Origin of the sequence: Amycolatopsis alba DSM 44262 (assembly GCF_000384215.1) — a bacterium.
GTDB classification, from domain to species: domain Bacteria; phylum Actinomycetota; class Actinomycetes; order Mycobacteriales; family Pseudonocardiaceae; genus Amycolatopsis; species Amycolatopsis alba.
The window spans coordinates 34,533-53,767 of the sequence record NZ_KB913032.1; the positions used below are offsets into that span (position 1 = coordinate 34,533).

Below are 19,235 nucleotides of genomic sequence, written 5' to 3' on the forward strand. Positions count from 1 at the left end.
AAGCGGGAAGGGCTTGCGTGGCACTGGTAACGTACGGTGTCGTGTTCACAACAGTCGAGCGAGACCGTGTCCGTGACGAGTTGGTGGCGGCGGCGAAGGCCGAACCAAGGATTACAGCGGCGGGATTCGCCGGATCAAGCGCACACGGCAAAGAAGACCGCTGGTCGGACATCGACTTGGCGCTGCGATTGGCTCCCGACGTCGACTACGACGAATTCGTCGCACACTGGACCGACTTGCTCTACCAGAAGTACAACGCGGTCACCCACCTGGATGTGCAGGCGGGAAACACGCTGTTCAGGGTGTTCTTGCTGCCGGGCACTCTCCAAGTCGATATCGCGTTCTGGCACGACGAAGACTTCGGCGCGACCGGGCCGAAGTTCGAGGTACTTTTCGGCGAAGCGAATGACGTCGAGAAGACGAAGACGCCCTTGGCGAGGGACCTCATCGGTTGGGCTTGGCTCTACGCGCTGCATGCCAGGTCAAGCATCGCCAGGCGGCGAGTCCGGCAGGCGGAGTACATGATCAGCGGAATGCGCGACGAGATTTTCAATCTCGCTTGCCTGCGCCACGATGTGCCTGCCACACAAGGCCGGGGCATTGACGATCTCCCCTCCGAGATGGCCGACCCGATCATGGAAGCGCTGGTGCGCTCACTGGACCCCGCCGAACTGACCCAGGCGTTCACCGCCGCATGCGAGGCTTTGCTGGCCGAGGCCGAGCACGTCGATCCGGAATACGCCGAGCGGCTCGCACCCTCACTCCGCGAGTTGGCCGCCAGCGCAAACCCGTGACCGACGCGGACGTCGCGATCGTAGGTTTCGGGATCATCGGCGCGGTTCTCGCGCGCTGTCTGGCCGATCGGGGTGCTGCCGTGGTCGTTCTCGACGCCGGCTCTCCGATGACCAGCCGCGCAGGCTCGCATCTGCGCAACCTTCCGATTTCCCCGGCGGATCCAGGCTACCTCAACGACCTCGTCAGCGTTCATCTGCGAAGAGCCACCGTCGGTTCTGCACCGACGTCGGCCATGGCGGCCGCGAGGACGACAAACCTGCTGGGCGGCATGGGCGTCCTCTGGAATTGCGTAGTCCCGCGCCTGGTCACCCAAGAACGGTGGCCAGGCATCGCCGACGGCGAATGGGACCGTCTGCATCGTCGAGCCGAAGACCTGCTGCGGGTCGCCCCGAGCCCGACCGGCCAACGGCAAAGCTCGGTGATCTCGGCTCTTGGAGGAGCCGAGCCCGCACCGATCGCCTTCGACGGTCTACAGTGGACCGGGCCGGCCGAAATCGCCCCCGACGTAGAGGTCGTACCCCATCGCGCGGTCCGCAAGCTGATCCGCCGGGGCGACCGTGTCATCGCAGCCGAGACCGTCGACATCGCCACAAGCAAGCCGCACACGGTCACCGCGGACAACTTCGTCATAGCGGCAGGAGGACTGCGCACCCCTGCATTGCTGTGGACATCCGGAATCGGGAGGGGCCTGCCCGTCGGCCATTACCTCACCGACCATCCTCTTTCGTACGCCCAAGTCATGCTCGACGACTTCCCCGCCGGCGACCCCGATCCGGTCGCGATCGTCCCGATGAGCGACGACCATCCGTTTCACGGCGTGCTACTCACCGATTCCCACGGCTCGCCTCTGCTCGAGGGGATCGACGAACGCAGGGTTCTTTCCCTGTACTGGTACACCGCGACAGAGCAACGACGGGACAACCGGCTCGTATTCACCGAAGCACCGACCGATCTTTTCGGACTGCCCCGGCCCACGTTCGAGTACACCTTCACCGCGCACGACGAGGCAAAGCGTGCGGACACTCTGGCCGCTGTCACGGCTGCCGGCAAGCAGATCGGCGCTTTCGTCCCGACCGGCAAACCCCGGAGGCTCACCGCGGGCAACTCGATGCACGTCATGGGTACCACCCGGATCGGTACCGATGGAATCGACAGTGTCACCGACGGCTACGGCCTGGTATGGGGAATGGAAAACCTCTATCTCGGAGGCACTGGGCTCATCCCGACGGCCACCGCCACCAACCCGACCCTGGCCGCAGCAGCCATCGCCGTACGGACGGCCGAACATCTCGGCTGAACAGATCAGGCATCTTGTGACCGCCCGTCCCAAACCGGTGGTCCGGTCGGGCGGGCCAAGATGCCGTCATTTGCCATGGAACCCGCGGCGCTCGGTGCACAAATCGACCAGCTCACCGAATTTGCAGGTCATGAGTTCGATCATGGTCGGGCGGAAGTCCCATGCCAGTTCGACCCTGTTGGCCAGCATCGTCGCGATCAGCGAGTTGCCACCGATGTCGAGGAGCAGGTCATCCTGCCCGACTTCCTCGATGCCGATGAGTTCTTGTACGTACCCGCCAAGGATGTCACGGGTGTCGTTCGCTGTCGTACTGTCGCTCATCGTTCGTCCGCCTTCCACAGAACCGGGCACACCGCGGGGTCGGCGTAATCCGGGTCGCCGTTGTCGTCCTTGCGGCAGAGAAAGTCGTTGAGGTGGACCAAGCGCTTCCCGTTCCCGTCAAGGACGGAGGTGTAGCGGTTGGACTCGTCCTGCATGTGGACCGCGAGAGCCACCCTGGGCCGGTCCGAATTGTTGGGCCTGCTGCCGTGGATCGTGCGGCAGTGATGGAAACTGACCTGACCGGCGTCCAGCACCAGCGGAACCTCGGTGAGCGGCTCGGCTCCGCGCTGGATCTTCGCCGCCACGCCTGCGAGGTCCGGCTCGTGGAAGAACTCCAGGCGGTCGTTGCCTCCCCACCGATGGCTGCGGTCCAGGACCGTCATCGGGCCCATGTCGGAAGTGACAGGCTGGAACGGTACCCATGCCGTAATCAGGTTCCTTGACGAACAGGTCTTCCAGTAGGCGATATCCGTGTGCCAGCCGACGGTCGCGACCGAGTCGGAAACCTGCGGCGGCTTGTAGACGAGCTGATCGTGGAACAAGCGGACCTCCGCCGTGCGCGCCAGGATCGCCGCGCTGAGCGCGACCAGTGGATGCTCGACCACCATACGCAGTTGCTCGATCTGCAGCGATACGTAGTCGTTCTGGCGTAGCACGTTTCCACGGCTGCTGTTCCAGTCGGTGCCGGCCTCGAACAACAGGACGGCATCACGCTCGCCGCTGTAATAGCGGTCGACACCGAACCTGGCGTCGTCGATGACTTCGTCTTCGACGATGCGCGGCGAGATCCACCAGCCGTGCTCTTCATAAAATCGGATGTCGTGCTCCGACGGCAGCAGCTCGAGCTGCTCCTGGGTGAGGTTCACGGTGCGCCCCCTTCCCACCGCGGGCGGTGCCACACGCCGACGGGACTGATCGCGTCGACCGGACCGATCTCGGTCATTCTCTTCAATCTCCCCGACGGACCGAACCCACCCGCCGGGGCCGGGGCCGGGTCGGGAACAGGGTTGGGGAGCTCGAGTTCGGGTGCGACCGACTCGGGCGCGTCGCACAACGCCACGAGTATCTCGACATAGGCGCGGATCGCAGCGCGGATCGACTCGTCGTCGAACGAGGTCGCGGAGTAGAGCACCGAGAGGGTGAGGTGCGTGCCGGTCTCGCGGACGAAGTACGTCAGGTCGGCCGATGTGGCGGCGGGGATCGTGCTCACGTCGCGGCCGTCATCGATGTACAGGCCGGTCACGGCGCATCCGGCCAGGGCCAAGCCCTCCATCGGGTATCGGTCCATCTGAAACATCACCGCGGGCGCGGCGGCCCAGCCGTACTCGCGCTCGACCTGGCCCGCCAGTATCGCGTACGGCAGTCGCTGGCGGTCGAGCGCGGACAGCGTGCGCTCCGCCGTGCGCATCAGGCATTCCAGCAGCGACAAGGCCCCGTCGAGGTCGGTGTTGAGCAACAGCGGGTTGTAATGAGCGCCGAGTACCTCCGCGCTGTCGGCGGTCGGGCGGCTCGCCGCCAAGGTGCCGACCACGACGTTCGCGCATTTCGACCAACGCTCGATCAGCACTTCGAACGCGGTCAGCAGCACGACGAACACCGATACCCGCATCTGTTTGGCCAGCGCGGTCAACTCGGCGGTCAACTGGCGCGGCAGTGCCTCGACCTGTCTACGGACTTCACCCACCGTTCGGTGAACGCCGAGCAGCGCGGGCCGCTCCGTCGCCCCGCGCAGCCGGTCTTTCCACCAGTTCAGCTCCACGTCGACGGCCGGTCCGCTCAGCCACTCCCGCTGACGCCGTGCCTGTTCCAGACACTCGGTCCGGGGTGGGTTCGGCCTGAAGGGTTCGCCACGCACAGTCGACGCGTAGCAGCGAGTGAGATGCTCTCGCAGCACGAAGATCGACCAGCCGTCACCCACGATATGGTGCAGCGACAGCAGTAGAATGTGCCTGCCCGGCCCGAGATGGAGCAGGGAAGCCCGGATCGGCGCTCCGGCCGTGAGATCGAACGGCTTAACGCGATCCTCGCGGATGAGCCGCACCGCCTCGGGCTCGTCGGCGGAGCGCGGCGTCAGCTCAACGGCAGCCAGCGCGACTTCGGCCGGGCCGACCTGGGCGACGACGTTGTCCCCGACCTTGCGGTAGACCGTCCGCAGTGGCTCGTGCGTGCGCACCAGACTCCGGAACGCCTCGGCGAGCGCGGCGACATCGAGCGGGCCGTCCACCGCGATCGCATAGCTCAGATTGAGCGCTCCGGGGTCGGGTTCACGTTGGTGCAGCTCCCACATCTGTTGCTGTGCCACGGTGAGCGGCCCTCGCCGGGCAGGGGCGGGCGCGGGCGACCGTGTCGTGCTGTTCACGGGCGCACCGCGTAGACGAAGTGCACGACGGTACCGGCGTGCAGCGGATTCTGCTCCACTTCGACATGGAAGCCCTTGGACTTCAACAACGTGACGATCCGGTCGAGTCGCCCCGCCAGGTCATGTGCCTCTACGACGACCTGGTCGATCTTGCCCCAGTCCTCGTCCGCGACGCCCTCGAGTACCTCCAGCTCAGCCTTTTGCACGTCGATCTTGAGCAGGTCGACATGCTCGATCCCGGATTCGGCGAGAGCCGTGCTGAGCGTTTTGCGCGCACAGGTGTACGTCACGGCCGCCAGGCGCTCGTCCAGATACTGATGTGACCCGGCCAGCCGCGCGCCCTCGCCACCGCCGTTCAGATGAGCACTGTTGCCGAGGATCGCCGACAACAGTGCTCGCTCCTGGGCGTCGTCCGGATGGAACGACGACATACCGGTGAGATCGGGATAGTAGGTGAACCGGGCGGAGTCCGCCTTTGCTCCGAGCGCGAACGCATGGAGCTCGACGCCGTCCAGCTCGCCGGTGGTACGCCGCAGCGCATCGAACAGCGGCGGGCACGGCTCGAACGCCAGCACCCGCAGCGCGGGCGACTTCGACTTCGCGTACAACGTGAACAGGCCGATGTGCGCCCCGACGTCGATCACCACGCCGGTTTCCGGGTACCGCACGCCACCCCGGTCGTAGGTCCTGTGCTCGAAGACGTCTTGGTACAGGTACTCGGTTTCGGAGGGTTGCGGCGAGTACACCTTCAGCCCACCGGGTAGCTCGACCGCTTGAACCGTGGCGTTTCCGGACGGAGCCTCGGCGGGATTCCGGTCGTCCGCCTCGTCGCGCCCACGGGCAGCGTCGATCTCGACGGCCAAGGCCGCGACCGTCGTGCCACGCAACAGAGTGCGAAGCGGGAGCGAGATCGAGAACAGCTCGTTGAGCTGCGCGACGACGTGGATGCCGACGAGTGAATGCCCACCCAGCTCGATGAAGTCCGAGTCCCGGCCGACGCTGTCGAGCCCGAGTGCCGTCGCCCAGACCTTGGCGACGGTCTCCTCGGTGTCGCCCTCCGCGACGGCCGTCGCGGAGGCGGCGGCGCGCGGCAGGGGTGGCAGCTCGCGCCGGTTCACCTTTCCGGTCAGGGTGAGCGGCAGGGCGTCGGTGAACACGAACCCCGATCTCGCCGGGACCATGTGTCCGGGCAGGTCCTCCAGCATGCGGCGGCGCAAATCGACGGGGTCCAGCTCGTGGTCGGCGACGACGAACGCGGCCAGCTGCTTGCCCAGCGCTTCGGTCTCGTGCACCACGGCCGCCGCCATCCGCACGCCCGGCTGCCTGGCCAGTACCGTCTCGACCTCGCCGAGCTCGATCCGATAACCGCGGATCTTGACCTGGTCGTCGTAGCGGCCGAGAAACTCGATTTCGCCGTCCTCGGTGAACCGTCCGCAGTCCCCCGTGCGGTAGAGCCGCTCGCCCTCGGTGCCGAACGGGTCAGGAATGAACCGCCCGGCGTGCGCCTCCTCGTCCAGGTAGCCCTCGGCCGGGCCGATGCCCGCGACGTGGATCTCGCCGGGTACGCCGGGCGGTACCGGCCGCGACCACGGGTCCAGAACGTGCACGCGCACGTTGCGCACCGGCTTGCCGATCGGTGGCGCGGCAGGCCACCGCATGCTCGGCCCAGTGAGCTCGAACGCGGTCACGACGTGGGTCTCCGTCGGCCCGTACTGGTTGTCTAGCGAGCAATCGAGCTGGTGGAACAGGCGGCGGATCGGCATCGAGATGTGCAACTGCTCGCCTGCCACGACGATCTCGCGCAGCGAGCTCATCGCTCGCTGTTCCAGGGTCGCCGTCACCGCCATCTGGTTCAGCGCCACCGGAGGCAGGAACAGCCTGGCGATGCCGTAGCGCTCGACGTGCTCGGGCAGCAGCGAGACGTCGTCCCGGACCTCGTCCGACGCGACGACGAGGCTGCCGCCGAAGCCGAGTGTCGAGAAGATCTCTTGGAAGCTGACGTCGAAGCCGATCGACGTGCGCTGCAGCGTTCGCCTACCGGCTGGGTCCTCTCCCCGCTCGCGCTGCCAGCGCACCAGGTCGACGAGCCGCCGATGCTCCACGACCGTCCCCTTCGGACGGCCGGTCGACCCAGACGTGAACAACACGTACAGCGGATCGGCGGCGGTGACGCCCGAATCGGGGTCGGTCTCGTCGGCGTCGGCGATCCGCTCGGCGTCGCGGTCGATACTGACCACCTCCGGGCCCGGTGCGCCGAACCGGTCCGACAGCGACGAATCGGTGACCACTAGCGCCATCCCGGAGTCCTCGACCGTCATCCGGTTCCGCGAGTCGGGAAACGTCGGCACGATCGGCACCACCGCGGCGCCGGACTTGAGCACGCCGAGCGTGCTGATGGTCAGCTCGGGCGTTGCTGGAACGCACAGGCCGACGCGCGTGCCAGGCCCGGCGCCCAGCGATCGCAGATGGTTGGCCAGCCGGTTAGCACGCGCGTTCAGCTCGCCGTAGCTGATCACCTGGTCGCCGTAGACGAGCGCTTCCCGATCGGGTCGCGCCCGCGCCTCGAACTCGAAAAGCCGGTGCAGGGTTACTCCGTCGGACTCCCTGTGTTCGCCCTGTCCCCAGGCGGACAACGCCGTACGATCTTCGTCGAGCAGGTAGTCCACCGCACGGACCGACGTTCCCAGCGCGGAACGGCCTTGTTCGGCGAAAGCGAGGACATGTCCGCCGAACCGGGCGATCGTCGCCTCGGTGTGCACGTTGGCGTTGTACTCCAGTTCCAGCGCGTCGGCGGCGACCATCACCGTGACGTCGTTGCGCAGATCGGAGATCGTGCTGTGCCGACCCTCGACACGCAGGACGACGGAGAACAGCGGATGCCGGTCGGTGACCTCCTCGACGCCGAGCGCCGCCCACAGCTCGTCGATCGTGAAATCCGTCCTCGACTCACTCTCGGCGATCACCTCGGCCGCGCCGTCGACTAGCTGGCCGAACGGCGTCGCCGGGTCGACCTCGAGCAGCATCGGCAGTGCGGTGTCGACCTCGCCGGTTCCGGAAGGCGGCGACCCGACGACGATCCCTTCCACCTCGGCGCCGCCCCGGTACCGATGCAGCACGGCGGCCGTCGCGGCAAGGAACACCGCGTGCGTCTCGGCGGCGGGGACCACCACGTTCGAAGGCAGCCGTACGGTCATGCTCTTGCGGCGGTACACGCTGCTCCGCTTGCGAAACAGCGGCGGACCGGCCTCCGCTCCCCTGCGGACCAGCCGCTCGGCCCACCAGGCGTTGTCGCCGCGCAATAGCGTGCTCGTCGTCTCGGTCAAGGCGCAATTCCTTTCAAACGGGCCAGAGAACCGGGCAGATGTCTGGGTCGGCGTAGTCAGGCAACCCCGCGTCGTCCTTGCGGCACAACAGATCATTGATGTGCACGGTCCGGTTCCTGGACGAGTCGGTGTGCGGCACGTAGCGGTTGGCCCGGTCCTGGAAGTGCAGCGCCAGCGCCACCCGGTCTCGAGAGCTGCGGTTGGCGTCACTGCCGTGGATCGTGCGGCAATGGTGGAAGCTGACCTGTCCCCGTTTGATCCGCAGCGGCACCTTGTGCACCGGTGCCGCGCCCGCGAAGGACCGCTCCAGCTCCGTCATGTCGTGCTCGGTGAAGGTGCGCATCCACTCTGTGTCGTCGCGACGGTGACTACCGTCCACAAAGGAGATCGCCCCGATGTCGTCGTCGCAATCCTGGAAGGGAATCCAGGCGGTGAGCATGTCCCGCGAGGAGCAGGTCTGCCAGTAAGCCGCGTCCACGTGCCAACCCACGGTCGATTCGCTCGGAGCCATCCCGGCCGGCTTGCAGATCAGTTGGTCGTGGAAAAGCCGGATCTGGTCGGTCCCGGCAAGCCGCGCCGCGATCCCGGCGATCACCGGCAGGTCGACCAGCTGACGGAGATCGTCGTTCTGCAGCGACACGTAATCGTTGAGACGGATGACATCGCCGTGCTGCGGCCGCCAATCCAGATATCCGCCGGTGATCAGCAGTTCATGGTCACGCTCGCCCGCGTAGTGCCGCTCAGCTCCCAGCTGCGCGGTCTCCAGCACTTCGTCGGGGATGACCACGTCGCTGGTCCACCAGCCATGCTCGGCATAAAAGGCGACATCCTCCGCAGTGGGCAGCAGATCGCCGGTCGCCGTCGTCGGTGTCATCGGGCCTCCTCAATCGGCGCGCGGAACTCCATGGCGGTGATCGGCGCGCCGAACGGGACGTTGGGATAGACGTTCAGTTCGGTCGGTACCCGCACGTGCAGCAAAGCGGGTTCCCTATCGTCCCGCCACAACCAGCGCAGAGCGTCGTCCACCACGTCCGGCTCGGACACCGACGCGGCGGACATCCCGTAGGCCTCAGCCACCTTGACGAAATCGGGCGCGTCGTAGCCGTGAACGGCCGAGGGATACCTGCCGTCGAAAACCGCCTCTTGCAGTTGACGGACCGATCCGTGGCAGCCGTTGTCGACGACCACGATCTTCACCGGCAGGTGGTTGCGCATCACTGTCTGCAGTTCCTGGATGTTGAACTGGAACGCGCCGTCGCCGACGAACAGAACGACCGGGCGGTTCGTGGCCTCGGCGACACCGATCGCGGCAGGGAACGCCCAGCCGCACGGCCCCATCCCGAGCGCGGGCATGAACCGCTGCCCCTCCGCCGGCTGGATCGACTGGCAGGCCCACCACAGGTGCTGCCCGTCGTCGACGACGATCGCCGCGGCGCCTGCCGACGCGGCGGAGAGCCGGCGCACAAGTGAATTCGGGTTGATGCCCGGAGAATCGGGCAGCTCGGCGGTATCCGGCCAAGCGGCGCCGAGCCCGGCCAGGTGCTCCGCCCACGCCGTCCGGTCAGGGAACCGCCGTTCACGGGCCACGGGCACCGCCGCGTCGAGGAACGCGCCCAGGTCGGCCGTGATCGTCCGGGCGCCGCGGACCCGCCGCATCTCCCCAGGGTCGCAGTCGACCTGGAACGTGGTGCGGCCGCGGCCCCAAGCGGTGACGTCCGCCCCGATCGTGCCGAAGTCGAGCCTGGTGCCCAGCGCGACGACCAAGTCCGCCTCCGCGACAGCGTGGTTGACCCAGCGGTTGCCGTACATACCGATCATGCCCAGCCGCAGCGGGTGGGCCGCGGGGAGCACGTCGAGCGCCATCACCGACGCGGCGACCGGCACGGCGAGCTCCTCGATGAAGGTCCTGGTCCGACCAGCCGCCCGCGCGGCGTGGGCCCCGCCGCCTATCAGCAAGAGAGGCCGTTGCGCGGAGGCGACGGCGTCCAGCATTTCGTCGATGGCCTCGGCCTCCGTGAACTCCGGTGGCCGCGGCACGGACGGGTTCGGCTCGGCGTCGGCGAGGACGGGCATGGTCTGCACGTCCGCCGGGAGCTCCACCAGCACCGGCCCTGGGCGCCCGCTCGCGGCCAGCGTCATCGCGCGGTCCAGCAACTCCGGCAGCTGTGCGCCGGACCGCGCCCGCCAGGCCGCCTTGGTCACCGGCTCGGCCATCGACAGCACGTCGCACTCCTGAAAACCGAACTGGCGCACAGGCCTGTCGCCCTTGAGCAGGTAGCTTTGGACCTGGCCGACCAGGAACACCGCGGGGACGGAGTCGAGGTAGGCACTGCCGATTGCCGTCAGCATGTTGGTCGCCCCCGGCCCCGCGGTCGCGATCGCCACCGCAGGCGCTCCGGTGTACCGACCGACGCCGTCCGCGGCGAAGGCGACAGCCTGTTCGTGGTGCATGGTGACGATCCGCACCCCTCCGTCGCGGTGGATGGCGTCGAGCAGGGCGGCGATCATTCCACCGGGCAGGGTGAAGATCTGGGAGATCTCGTTGGCGCGGAGCCAGCTGACGACGTAATCGCTGACCGTCCGGGCTGTCGTCCCGGTCTTTGTGGGTGGGGCGTCGATCATAAGCACGGTCTCCTCAGGTCTTCTCTAGCCGGACAGCCGCTGTGCGAGCTCCGCCGAGGCGGGGACCGTCGGATCGACCCGGCACGACAATGAGCTGTAGTGGGCCGCCCGCTCGCGATCCCCCAGTTCGTCGTGGATCCACGCCAGGTAATAGGCGGCGCGGGCGACCGGTAGACCGCCGAGCGGGATCGCCCGCGCGAACGCCTCCGCCGCCTCCCCAAGCCGGCGGGCGGCGAGGAGCGCCTGCCCGCGCGCGGCCCAGGTCCGTTGATCGTTGGGGCTCAGTTCCACCAGCCGCGCGGTCGCTTCGACAGCCTGCTCTTCGTCACCCGAGCGCAGATGCGTCTTGGCGATCGTCTCGTAGAGCGGAAAAGCGTGGTCAATCCATGCCAGCTCACGCAGCGGACCGGTCACTTCCGCCTCGGCCGTCTTTTGGTGTGCCTCGGCCAGTTCCAGTGCCCGGAGCGCGCCGTCGACGTCGCCGCGCACGAACGGGACGTACGCAGTCGCACGGTGGACCGTCTGCGCGGCGAGGTTCTCGGCGAACGGATCGGCCTCCCACTCGCCGGAGGCCGCGAGTGCCAGCTCGGCGGCCTCGTGGAGGGCAGGCGTATCGGCGCCACGCCGTCCATTGCGCACGACCACGTAGTTGGCCGCGATCATCCTCACTCTGGCGCCGTGCGACCGGTCACGGGCGAGCTCCAGTGCCCGGCGCTCCAGCACCGCCGGATCATGACGACGGCGCACGAAAACGGTCAGCTCCGCGATCGCGCACTCTCGGCTGAACTCGTGTGCCGTTGGATCGGCCGCGTCCATTCCGAGCACCCGCGCCGCTTCCTTGGGATACCCCAGTCTCAGCATCAAGTCGCTCGCGTTCGCGCGCTCCGGCGGCTCGAGTTCGGCGGGGTCGGCGACCAGTTCGGCCACCCGGCGCCACAGATCGCCGGCCAGGTCGCCGGGAAAGTCGGCCATCGTGTCGCTCAGCGCGTCGACTCGGTTGTGCGAAGCGACTGCGAGCACCCGTAAGATCGGCGGTGGATTGGTGTTGAAATGCGGCAACTCCACCGATCTCCCGGCGACGTACCGCGCACGGGCGTGGGTCGACTCGGCGTGCTTCGCCGAGGCCGGGCCAGGGTCGGCCAATCCTCGATATACCCCGCAAGCCACCGGGACTCCAGCGGTGGTCAACGCACGCAGGCGCGCGGCCAGCGGTTTAGAGCCCGCAGGAGGCCGGTATGCCGGTGGTCCAGTGATCACGAGAACTCCCAGGTTCCAACCGTTTGGTTCCACAGCGCGGCCCATTCATCCGGTGCACCGCCTTGACCGGGGGCGCCACCTGCGCGGATGACGCCCCCGTGCGCGTCAGCGGTGCTGCCACTCGCCGAGGGTCTCGAACTCGAACTCCTCGGCTACCATCTCGATGCTCTCCATGACTTTCACCCCCTTCCTCCATTGTGGACTATTTGACGGACAGACGTGTCCGCCACGAATTCAGGGAGGATGAGCGAATAGATTCGTTGCCCCAGTGCGAACTTGAGTCAATATTCGACCGTACACACGACATACGATCACGACAAGTGGTCATTCGAGAACTACGAGATCTACTGTAGACAAAGACAGGTATGAGTCGATTATGGATCCGCGAGCTGATCGAGAATCCGGAATTCGTATCATGATCACTCAACGTCATAACACTGCTCAGCTAGACCCGGACGGCTCATTGACGGACCTGACATTGCCTGATTCAGTGAATCGGGGGCTTCGCGAGTACATCTTCGCAAAAACACACCGCGCTCAGGACGGTCACGAAGGGAGGCGTCGCGATCCACGATGGCCGACGTACCGAAGACCGCACGCTCCAGCGCCGCGGGCGAGCGGGTATACCCAGCGAGCCAAGGACAACTGCGCTTTGCCGAGGGCGACGCCCAGCTTGGCAACCGCTCGGTTCTGAACGTCGCGCTGCGCATCAGCATCGCGGGTCCGCTCGACCCGGCCGCGCTGGCTACCGCAGTATCGGTTCTCGTCGAGCGCAGACATGTGCTCAGGACACGATTCCGCCGCGACGGCACCGGGTTCAGCCAGCAGGTCATGCCTGCCGTGCCGGTGGAACTGCCGGTCACCGATCTCCCGACGGACGACGGCGCAGTGTCCGTGTGGTGCGAACGACAGGCCATGGAACCGTTCGACCTGCACCATGGGAAAGTCGCGCGATTCGCGCTGGCCCGTGCGGGCGCGGATCGGTGGGTACTGATGTTCGTGCAGCACCACATCGTCACGGACGCGATGTCACTGAGCATCCTCATGGCGGACCTGGCCGAAGGCTACCGAGCCGCGGTTTTAGGCGTCGCCGAAAACCGCGGGCAACCTGTGCAGCTGGCGGAGTTCGTCAGGTGGGAACAGGAGCATTTGGCCAGCGAGGAGGGGCGGAGGTCCATCGAGTTCTGGCGCACGGAACTCGATGGCGCGGAACTGTCGATACCGTTGCCGGGCGACCGGCCTCGCCCAGCTGTGCTGAGCGGGCATGGGACTTTACAACCCTTCGACGTCGACACGAACCTTGCGCGCGAGCTCACCCGCTGGGCCGAAGCGCACCACGTCACGCTCTACGCGGTGCTGTTGACAGCTTTCGGCCAGCTGTTGCGCGGCCTTGTGAACCGGAACGAGGTGGTGGTGGTCGGCGCGTTCCCGAATCGAACCCGACAGCAGTTCGAGGACCTCGCCGGCCCGCTCACCAACTCATTGGCACTGCGCCTGCCTGGCCATCCGGACCACACCATCGGCGAAACCGTTCTGGGCGTAGCACGTCACCTATGGACGCTGGCAGACCATGTCACCGTGCCGTTCTCGGTCGTGCTCAACGAGGCAGACGTCCTCACGAGGCCGGGGGCGGACCAATTCCCGCAGGTGTGGTTCTCCCTCCACCCCGATCCGGGACGACGGCTGGCCCTACCAGGTCTGCGGGCCACCGCCGAAGAGATCGCCATCCCCGGTGTGCGTTCCGATCTCGGTGTCCTGGCGATACCCGACGTGAAAGGCATCCGACTATGGACCGAAGCAGCGCACTACATCGCGCCGCAGACCGTCTCACGCTGGATGACCGACTACGAGCGTCTGCTGCGACAGTTGGTCGACCACCCCGCCACACAGCTGCGCGAATGGTGACAACGCCGGAGGACCACGATCACGAGAGGGGCGTGACATGCACGTCGGCTTCGAGGCGGCCTTTCAGCACAGAGGCAGCTATCCTGATGCGGACTTCATGCGCAAGGAACTGCACGCCTGCGTCCAAGCCGAGACACTCGGCTTCGACTCCATCTGGCTGACCGAGCACCACTTCAGTAACTACGGCCTAATCGCCGACCCGCTCCAAGCCTTGTCTTATCTGGCCGCGCGCACGAGCCGTGTTCGCCTCGGCACTGCGGTTCTCGTGCTTCCATGGCACGATCCGGTCCGGCTTGCCGAACAAATCATCCTTGCCGATCACTTGTCCGGCGGGCGGCTCGTTCTCGGCCTGGGCCGGGGGTTGGCCAAGGACGAGTTCGAAGGCTTTCGCGTGCCGCTCGACGAGTCCCGTGCCCGTTTCGCCGAATGCGCCGAGTTGGTGCTGCCTGCGCTTGAAACCGGTTTTATCGAAGGTGGCGAGACAACTCGCCAGCCTCGGCGCGAACTGCGGCCAAGGCCGCTGAAGTCTTTCCAGGGAAGGGTGTTCAGCGCGTCGGTGTCGCCGGAATCCAGTCCGCTGGTCGCCAAGATGGGATTGGGCATGATGCTCATCATCTTCAAACCCCTTCACCTCATGGAGCAGGATGTCCAGCGTTACCGCGGCACCTGGTCGGACCTGCACGGCATGGCCAGCGAACCACCCGGCCCGCTGCTGTCCGTCGTCGTGGTAGTCGACAAAAGCACCGACCGGGCGTTGGAGATTGCCAAAAAGCACAACGACCGAAGTCATGACGTCGCGGTGGCACACTACGGGATGGCGGACAAGGACTTTGGCAGGACGGAAGGATACGAGTTCTACCAAAGCATGCGGCCTGTGGCACGTACCGACCTCGACCTGACTCCCAGCACCGTTGTGCACGGCACACCGGATCAAGTGCTAGAACAGTTGGAGACCTTGCACCGCACGTTCGACCTTCAGGGCCTTCTGACGATCTTCCACGGCATTCCGGACCAAGACGGTCACGACAGCCTGCACACCTTCGCCGAATATTGCCTGCCCGAACTCAAGAGTTGGCCAGCGGAATCCACCTTTTGACACCCCTGCGGCCATGTCAGCACCACCGCGACATCCCACAGCGGGATCAAATGCCTCCCGGTCGGGAGCTTCGGCGAACGTTGGCGACGCTCCAGCGGCGCCTGGCGACCGGGGTCTCGTGCACGGCACCGGCTGGACTGCCACACCGTTTCAGCCAAGTCCGTCAAGGGAGGTCCAGTGGTACGACGAGGTCGGCGTCGTGGCGCATGCGCCAGTCGAGATGACACCGGCCACAGAACGGATCCCTGCACTGTTCGCCCAGCGCAGGTACGTCGTGACCGACTTCAGTACCGATTTCACGCGCGCACGGCCCCAGGTAAGCCGGACGCCCAGGCCGAGGGGTCAGGCGGTGGGCCTTCGGGCGATGTCGACGACGTACGCCGCGCGGCAGGCTCACGCTTCGGAGCTCCAGTCGGCCGCGACGATATCGCTGAGGCCGAGCAGGTGGCTCGGGACCGCCGGTCGGCAGCTGCGCGGAGGGTTCATCATCGCGGCGTTGCGGGCCGGGCGGGTCAGATGCCCAACGGCCGGAGGCGCTGCAGGAGTGCACTTTCGGTGACAGGTTGTCCGGGCGCCATCGGAATCAGCGGCCTGACCGCCTCACACCGCCAGAACGCGACGGTCATCCCACGAGAGCCCGCCCTTATCCTTCGCCCAGGCGAGTCCACGTACCCCTGCCGGATTCAGGATCTCCTGCCGCATCCTGACGGGGATGGTGAAACCGGGTGACCTGTCAGGTCCGGTTACGACAGTCCTGCCAGGCTGGGACTCCGCACTTTTGAGCAGGCCGCAGCCGCGCATGCGTTCCACGCTCGACGGAGCGCGGCGTCAACGGTTCCGGGGTCAAGGCCAGCTGGTTTCGCCTCAAGGGTGACGTACCCTAACACCAGCCAATGGTTGGAGGAGAGCCGGGTGTCGTACTTCTGCCACTCCGGTGACCGAATGCGGCCCAGTTCTAGCGCGACCCCGACATCGGCCGCGCGAGGCTCGAAGGTGCTCGGACAGAAACAGCTGTGTGTTACGTAGGCCCCCAGAGGTACTGGCCGCTCATCGGCATGAGCGCACGCTGTAGACAACGGCATGCACGGGCAGACTGAAAATTGCGAGCAGTGGTCCGCCGACGCCCACAGACAGCCAAGTAGCGCGTCCACGGCGAAAGCAATCACCCACGGCTACTACTGGCAGTCCGACTCTCACACCAATTTCCTAGAGCAAATCTGGAACACGCGTCGGTTATAGCAGCACCCAACGCTACCGGACGTCATCGAACAACGCGCAACTGCGCCAGCCGACCAGCGGGTCCTCGATAACCTCACGTCAGCGCCTTGCCTGAACCTGACTGGCGGGGAGCGAGGGATCAGGATTACTGTTTTCTCAGGTCAGAAAGCTTCGATTTGAACGACTCCGCTCCCCCGAAGAGATCCATACTCTGTAGCCAGCTGTCCGAGATCAGCACACTGAGTGTTGCCGCAGCCACGATCGCCACCACGCCTCGCACGCTCCTTCCGGAGGCCCAACGTCCAGTCTGCCCCACCCTGCGGCCAACGTGGCTGCATCAGCGGCACATCAGGGCAGACAAAGGGCAGGCGTCAAAATCGACACTAAATCGCCCCGAGCCCAGATACAAAGAAGGCCCAGGTCGTTGACTCGGGTCTTGTGCTCCCCCGATTGGACCCGAATCAAGAACCCTCCGGTTGACTGGCCCAGTCGGTACCTGGTCTCCGCCCGACGCCGGCTTGTTCGAAGCCAAAGCGGACCACGAGTACACCCAACACCCCAAACAGATCGAACTCGCAAACACCAACACAACGCCGAGCTCATGACTCCATCGGGTACGCCACGCTCTACGTCAAGTTCACCGCCTGACATGACCGCGTCGGTTCCAAAATGCGCAGTGCGAGGCTGAAACCGTGGACGCCACTGGCCTTCTGCTCGGGAACACGGATCACGCCCAGCCGACCTGCGACCACACTCAGCTTGTCCAGCTGTGGAAGCAAAGAACTCCGGACCTGCCGAAGTCCCCACCGCAGCGATTGTGACGAGGAAACAGAAAGGCTGCTACGCCACCAACCGGCCCCGCAGAGCACACCGGAGCAAACGGAGACATAACGGAGCCCAGCCACGATCGACGCCAAGGCGAGATCGCCGCCGAAGGACCAACGTTCCTGCAGGTCGGCGGCGATGTTGATGTTGTGGGCCGGGTCGGGCTCGAACCGACGGCCAAGGGATTATGAGTCCCCTGCTCTAACCAACTGAGCTACCGGCCCCAAGGGTGCCCTGACACCTCCGCGGGAGCCGCCCCAGCCCCGAACAGCGGGTTTGCGAACGCACAGAAGTCCCAGTTCGCTCCAAGTTATCACAGCGCTCACCTGCCACGATCGCCTAGGCCAAACAGCTGGTTTCCGGCACGGAACAAAGGCCGCTCGTCTAAGTTGCAGAGACCAACGCCGAGCGGCTCACGTTCGGGGCACGCTGACCATCGGGACGGGCCTGGACCATCGCGCCCGCCGGGCAGGGAGGCGCTCGTGGCGAGTTCGGTCGCCATCGGGCTCGGTCTCGTGGCCGCCGTCGGCGTGGCGTTGTCACTGAGGGCGAGCTTCCGGGTACTGCGGCGGGCCAGTGGCCGTATCGACGCGATCTTCGCCGAAGAGCTGGACGACCGGCCGCCGACGCACCCTTGAAGTCCTTTTTGGACGGTCAGCCGAGCGGTGTGGGCTCGGGTGTCGTAGCAGTCGGCAGTGTGGTCTTCGTCGGCGTGGTTTTCGTCGGCGTCGCGGTCGGCTTCGGCGCACCGCCGTAGGCCGCATAGCTGAACCAGATCGTCCCTCCCGCCTTCGGCGTGGTCTGGTTGAACATCGCCCGCACCTGGAACGTGGTCGCCGTGTACGAGCCCTGCACCGTGTTCAGCATGTACGCGTTGAACTGCCCCGGCGTGTTCGGCGACACGACCACCACCGCCGGGACCGCGCCCAGCGCGTGCGGCACGGTGCAGAGCCCGGCACCGTCGGTCACGCACGACGTCTCGGCAGCCTCCACGCTCGGCGACGGCGACGGGCCGACCGCGCCGGACGTCCCGGCGAACACCGTTCCCCCGGCCGCCGCGACGGCCAGCCCCGCCACCGCGAGCGCGGCCTTCTCCCTCGTTCTCATGTCCGTCCTCCCTCTGTCCGGGCCGATGGGCCCAACAGCAGGGGTCGGCCACCGTGCCGCGATCGTTACGCCGCCGGTTCCCGCCGGTCGTCCGATGTCCGTGAAGGCCTCCTTGAGGGACTCTGAGTCCCTCAAGGAGGCCTTCACGGACTTGCGATCGCCCAGCGGCCGAAGTCACTTGAACGCCGCCGAGTTCCGGGCCGCCCACTCCGCGAAGGTCCGCCCCGGCCGTCCGAGCACCCGCTCGACGTCGGGGCTGACACGCTGTTCGTCCTCCGTCGGCTTGCCGAGGATGGCGAGCGTGGCCTCCACGACCGTCGGCGGCATGAACCGCGACATCGCCGCCCGCGCCTCGTCTTCGCTCAGTTCGGCGAATCGCACCGGTTCGCCCAGCGCGTCGCCGAGGTCCGCCGCCTGCCGCCGGGGCGTGATCGGCTCGGGTCCGGTCAGCACGTAGGTCCGGCCGTGGTGGCCGGTTCCCCGCAGTACGGCCGCCGCGACGTCGGCGATGTCGGCCGGGTCGATCACGGGCAGCGCGACGTCGCCGAACGGCGCCGCGACAAGGCGATCGGACTGGACCGCCGTCGCCCACTGGAAGGCGTTCGACGCGAAGCCGCCCGGCCTCAGCACTGTCCATTCCGGACTCGACGCTTTGACTGCCTCTTCGTACACCGGCGCGTGCCGTCCGCTCCCGACTCCTTGGGAGGACAACAGCACGACACCGGCTCCCCCGGCCGCCGCGACGACTTCCGCGACATCACCGCCCGCCGCCAGGAACTCCCCCGACGTCAGGAGGAAGACCCGGTCCGCGCCGTCGAAAGCCGCCTTCAGGTCGCCGGGCACCGCGAGGTCGGCCCGGACGGTCCGCACCCCCTCCGGCACGTCCGCCTGCGAGATCCGGCGCGACACCGCCGTCACCTCTTCTCCTTCAGCGGCAAGGGTTTCCACCAGTCGCCTGCCCACATTCCCGGTCGCTCCAGTCACCACGATCATGGTCGCTCCTCGTTCCGCGTTTCGTTGACGCGACCGAAGCTACCTTCCTGGGGATAGTAGGTACCTAGAGGAAAGTATTGGGAAAACCGGGGCTTTCGTGAGCGTGATCACAACTTC

14 protein-coding genes and 1 tRNA gene are annotated in these 19,235 nt (G+C 66.5%); 5 read left to right on the top strand and 10 right to left on the bottom strand.

The window, feature by feature from the left end; translation table 11 throughout:
- The first annotated feature begins 41 nt into the window (after nt 1–41).
- Both AMYAL_RS0100170 and AMYAL_RS0100175 read left to right on the top strand, forming a co-directional pair.
- Entirely contained in the window at nt 42–794 is a 753-nt protein-coding gene (locus tag AMYAL_RS0100170) for a hypothetical protein (RefSeq protein WP_039795111.1), read from the top strand.
- Nucleotides 791–2,092 carry an FAD-dependent oxidoreductase gene (locus AMYAL_RS0100175; protein ID WP_020629276.1) on the top strand — a complete coding sequence of 434 codons (1,302 nt, stop codon included), beginning with the start codon at nt 791–793 and terminating at the stop codon, nt 2,090–2,092. Before AMYAL_RS0100170 ends, AMYAL_RS0100175 begins: the two co-directional genes overlap by 4 nt.
- Nucleotides 2,093–2,158: 66 nt before the next feature.
- Here AMYAL_RS0100175 and AMYAL_RS45425 read toward each other — a convergent pair whose 3' ends face one another.
- The 7 genes from AMYAL_RS45425 to AMYAL_RS0100210 are packed head-to-tail and all read right to left on the bottom strand — an operon-like array spanning nt 2,159 to nt 11,884.
- Nucleotides 2,159–2,413 carry a phosphopantetheine-binding protein gene (locus tag AMYAL_RS45425; protein WP_020629277.1) on the bottom strand — a complete coding sequence of 85 codons (255 nt, stop codon included), beginning with the start codon at nt 2,411–2,413 and terminating at the stop codon, nt 2,159–2,161.
- Nucleotides 2,410–3,279 (bottom strand): phytanoyl-CoA dioxygenase family protein, encoded by an 870-nt coding sequence (locus tag AMYAL_RS0100185; protein WP_039793745.1) that lies wholly within the window; start codon nt 3,277–3,279, stop codon nt 2,410–2,412. The genes AMYAL_RS45425 and AMYAL_RS0100185 overlap by 4 nt, the downstream gene beginning before the upstream one ends.
- Nucleotides 3,276–4,772 (bottom strand): condensation domain-containing protein, encoded by a 1,497-nt coding sequence (locus AMYAL_RS0100190; protein WP_143267768.1) that lies wholly within the window; start codon nt 4,770–4,772, stop codon nt 3,276–3,278. The genes AMYAL_RS0100185 and AMYAL_RS0100190 overlap by 4 nt, the downstream gene beginning before the upstream one ends.
- Nucleotides 4,769–8,095: a non-ribosomal peptide synthetase gene (locus tag AMYAL_RS0100195; protein ID WP_026466610.1), complete on the bottom strand. Its 3,327-nt coding sequence runs from the start codon at nt 8,093–8,095 to the stop codon at nt 4,769–4,771. Before AMYAL_RS0100195 ends, AMYAL_RS0100190 begins: the two co-directional genes overlap by 4 nt.
- 13 nt (nt 8,096–8,108) lie before the next feature.
- Nucleotides 8,109–8,969, bottom strand: coding sequence for a phytanoyl-CoA dioxygenase family protein (locus AMYAL_RS0100200; RefSeq protein WP_020629281.1), 861 nt, complete (start codon nt 8,967–8,969; stop codon nt 8,109–8,111).
- Nucleotides 8,966–10,717, bottom strand: coding sequence for a thiamine pyrophosphate-binding protein (locus AMYAL_RS0100205; protein ID WP_020629282.1), 1,752 nt, complete (start codon nt 10,715–10,717; stop codon nt 8,966–8,968). The genes AMYAL_RS0100200 and AMYAL_RS0100205 overlap by 4 nt, the downstream gene beginning before the upstream one ends.
- A gap of 24 nt (nt 10,718–10,741) precedes the next feature.
- Nucleotides 10,742–11,884: a tetratricopeptide repeat protein gene (locus tag AMYAL_RS0100210; RefSeq protein ID WP_143267767.1), complete on the bottom strand. Its 1,143-nt coding sequence runs from the start codon at nt 11,882–11,884 to the stop codon at nt 10,742–10,744.
- 663 nt (nt 11,885–12,547) lie between these two features.
- Between AMYAL_RS0100210 and AMYAL_RS0100215 the strand changes: the two genes are divergently transcribed.
- Both AMYAL_RS0100215 and AMYAL_RS0100220 read left to right on the top strand, forming a co-directional pair.
- On the top strand, nt 12,548–13,879 hold the full coding sequence (locus tag AMYAL_RS0100215) for a condensation domain-containing protein (protein ID WP_020629284.1): 1,332 nt from the start codon (nt 12,548–12,550) through the stop codon (nt 13,877–13,879).
- Nucleotides 13,880–13,916: 37 nt separating this feature from the next.
- The gene (locus tag AMYAL_RS0100220) at nt 13,917–14,975 is read left to right on the top strand and encodes an LLM class flavin-dependent oxidoreductase (protein ID WP_020629285.1); all 1,059 of its coding nucleotides are present in this window, start codon (nt 13,917–13,919) and stop codon (nt 14,973–14,975) included.
- A 2,193-nt stretch (nt 14,976–17,168) separates the two neighbouring features.
- On the opposite strand, the gene AMYAL_RS0100235 is transcribed toward AMYAL_RS0100220, so the two are convergent.
- Nucleotides 17,169–17,242: transfer RNA gene (locus AMYAL_RS0100235), tRNA-Ile, on the bottom strand.
- A gap of 258 nt (nt 17,243–17,500) precedes the next feature.
- Between AMYAL_RS0100235 and AMYAL_RS49770 the strand changes: the two genes are divergently transcribed.
- Complete coding sequence (locus AMYAL_RS49770; protein ID WP_020629288.1) at nt 17,501–17,656, top strand: hypothetical protein; 156 nt, start codon at nt 17,501–17,503, stop codon at nt 17,654–17,656.
- 16 nt (nt 17,657–17,672) lie between these two features.
- On the opposite strand, the gene AMYAL_RS0100245 is transcribed toward AMYAL_RS49770, so the two are convergent.
- Together AMYAL_RS0100245 and AMYAL_RS0100250 are read right to left on the bottom strand one after the other, a co-directional pair.
- Nucleotides 17,673–18,125: a hypothetical protein gene (locus AMYAL_RS0100245; protein ID WP_020629289.1), complete on the bottom strand. Its 453-nt coding sequence runs from the start codon at nt 18,123–18,125 to the stop codon at nt 17,673–17,675.
- A gap of 174 nt (nt 18,126–18,299) precedes the next feature.
- Nucleotides 18,300–19,118 carry an SDR family oxidoreductase gene (locus AMYAL_RS0100250; RefSeq protein ID WP_026466611.1) on the bottom strand — a complete coding sequence of 273 codons (819 nt, stop codon included), beginning with the start codon at nt 19,116–19,118 and terminating at the stop codon, nt 18,300–18,302.
- Nucleotides 19,119–19,235 lie beyond the last annotated feature (117 nt).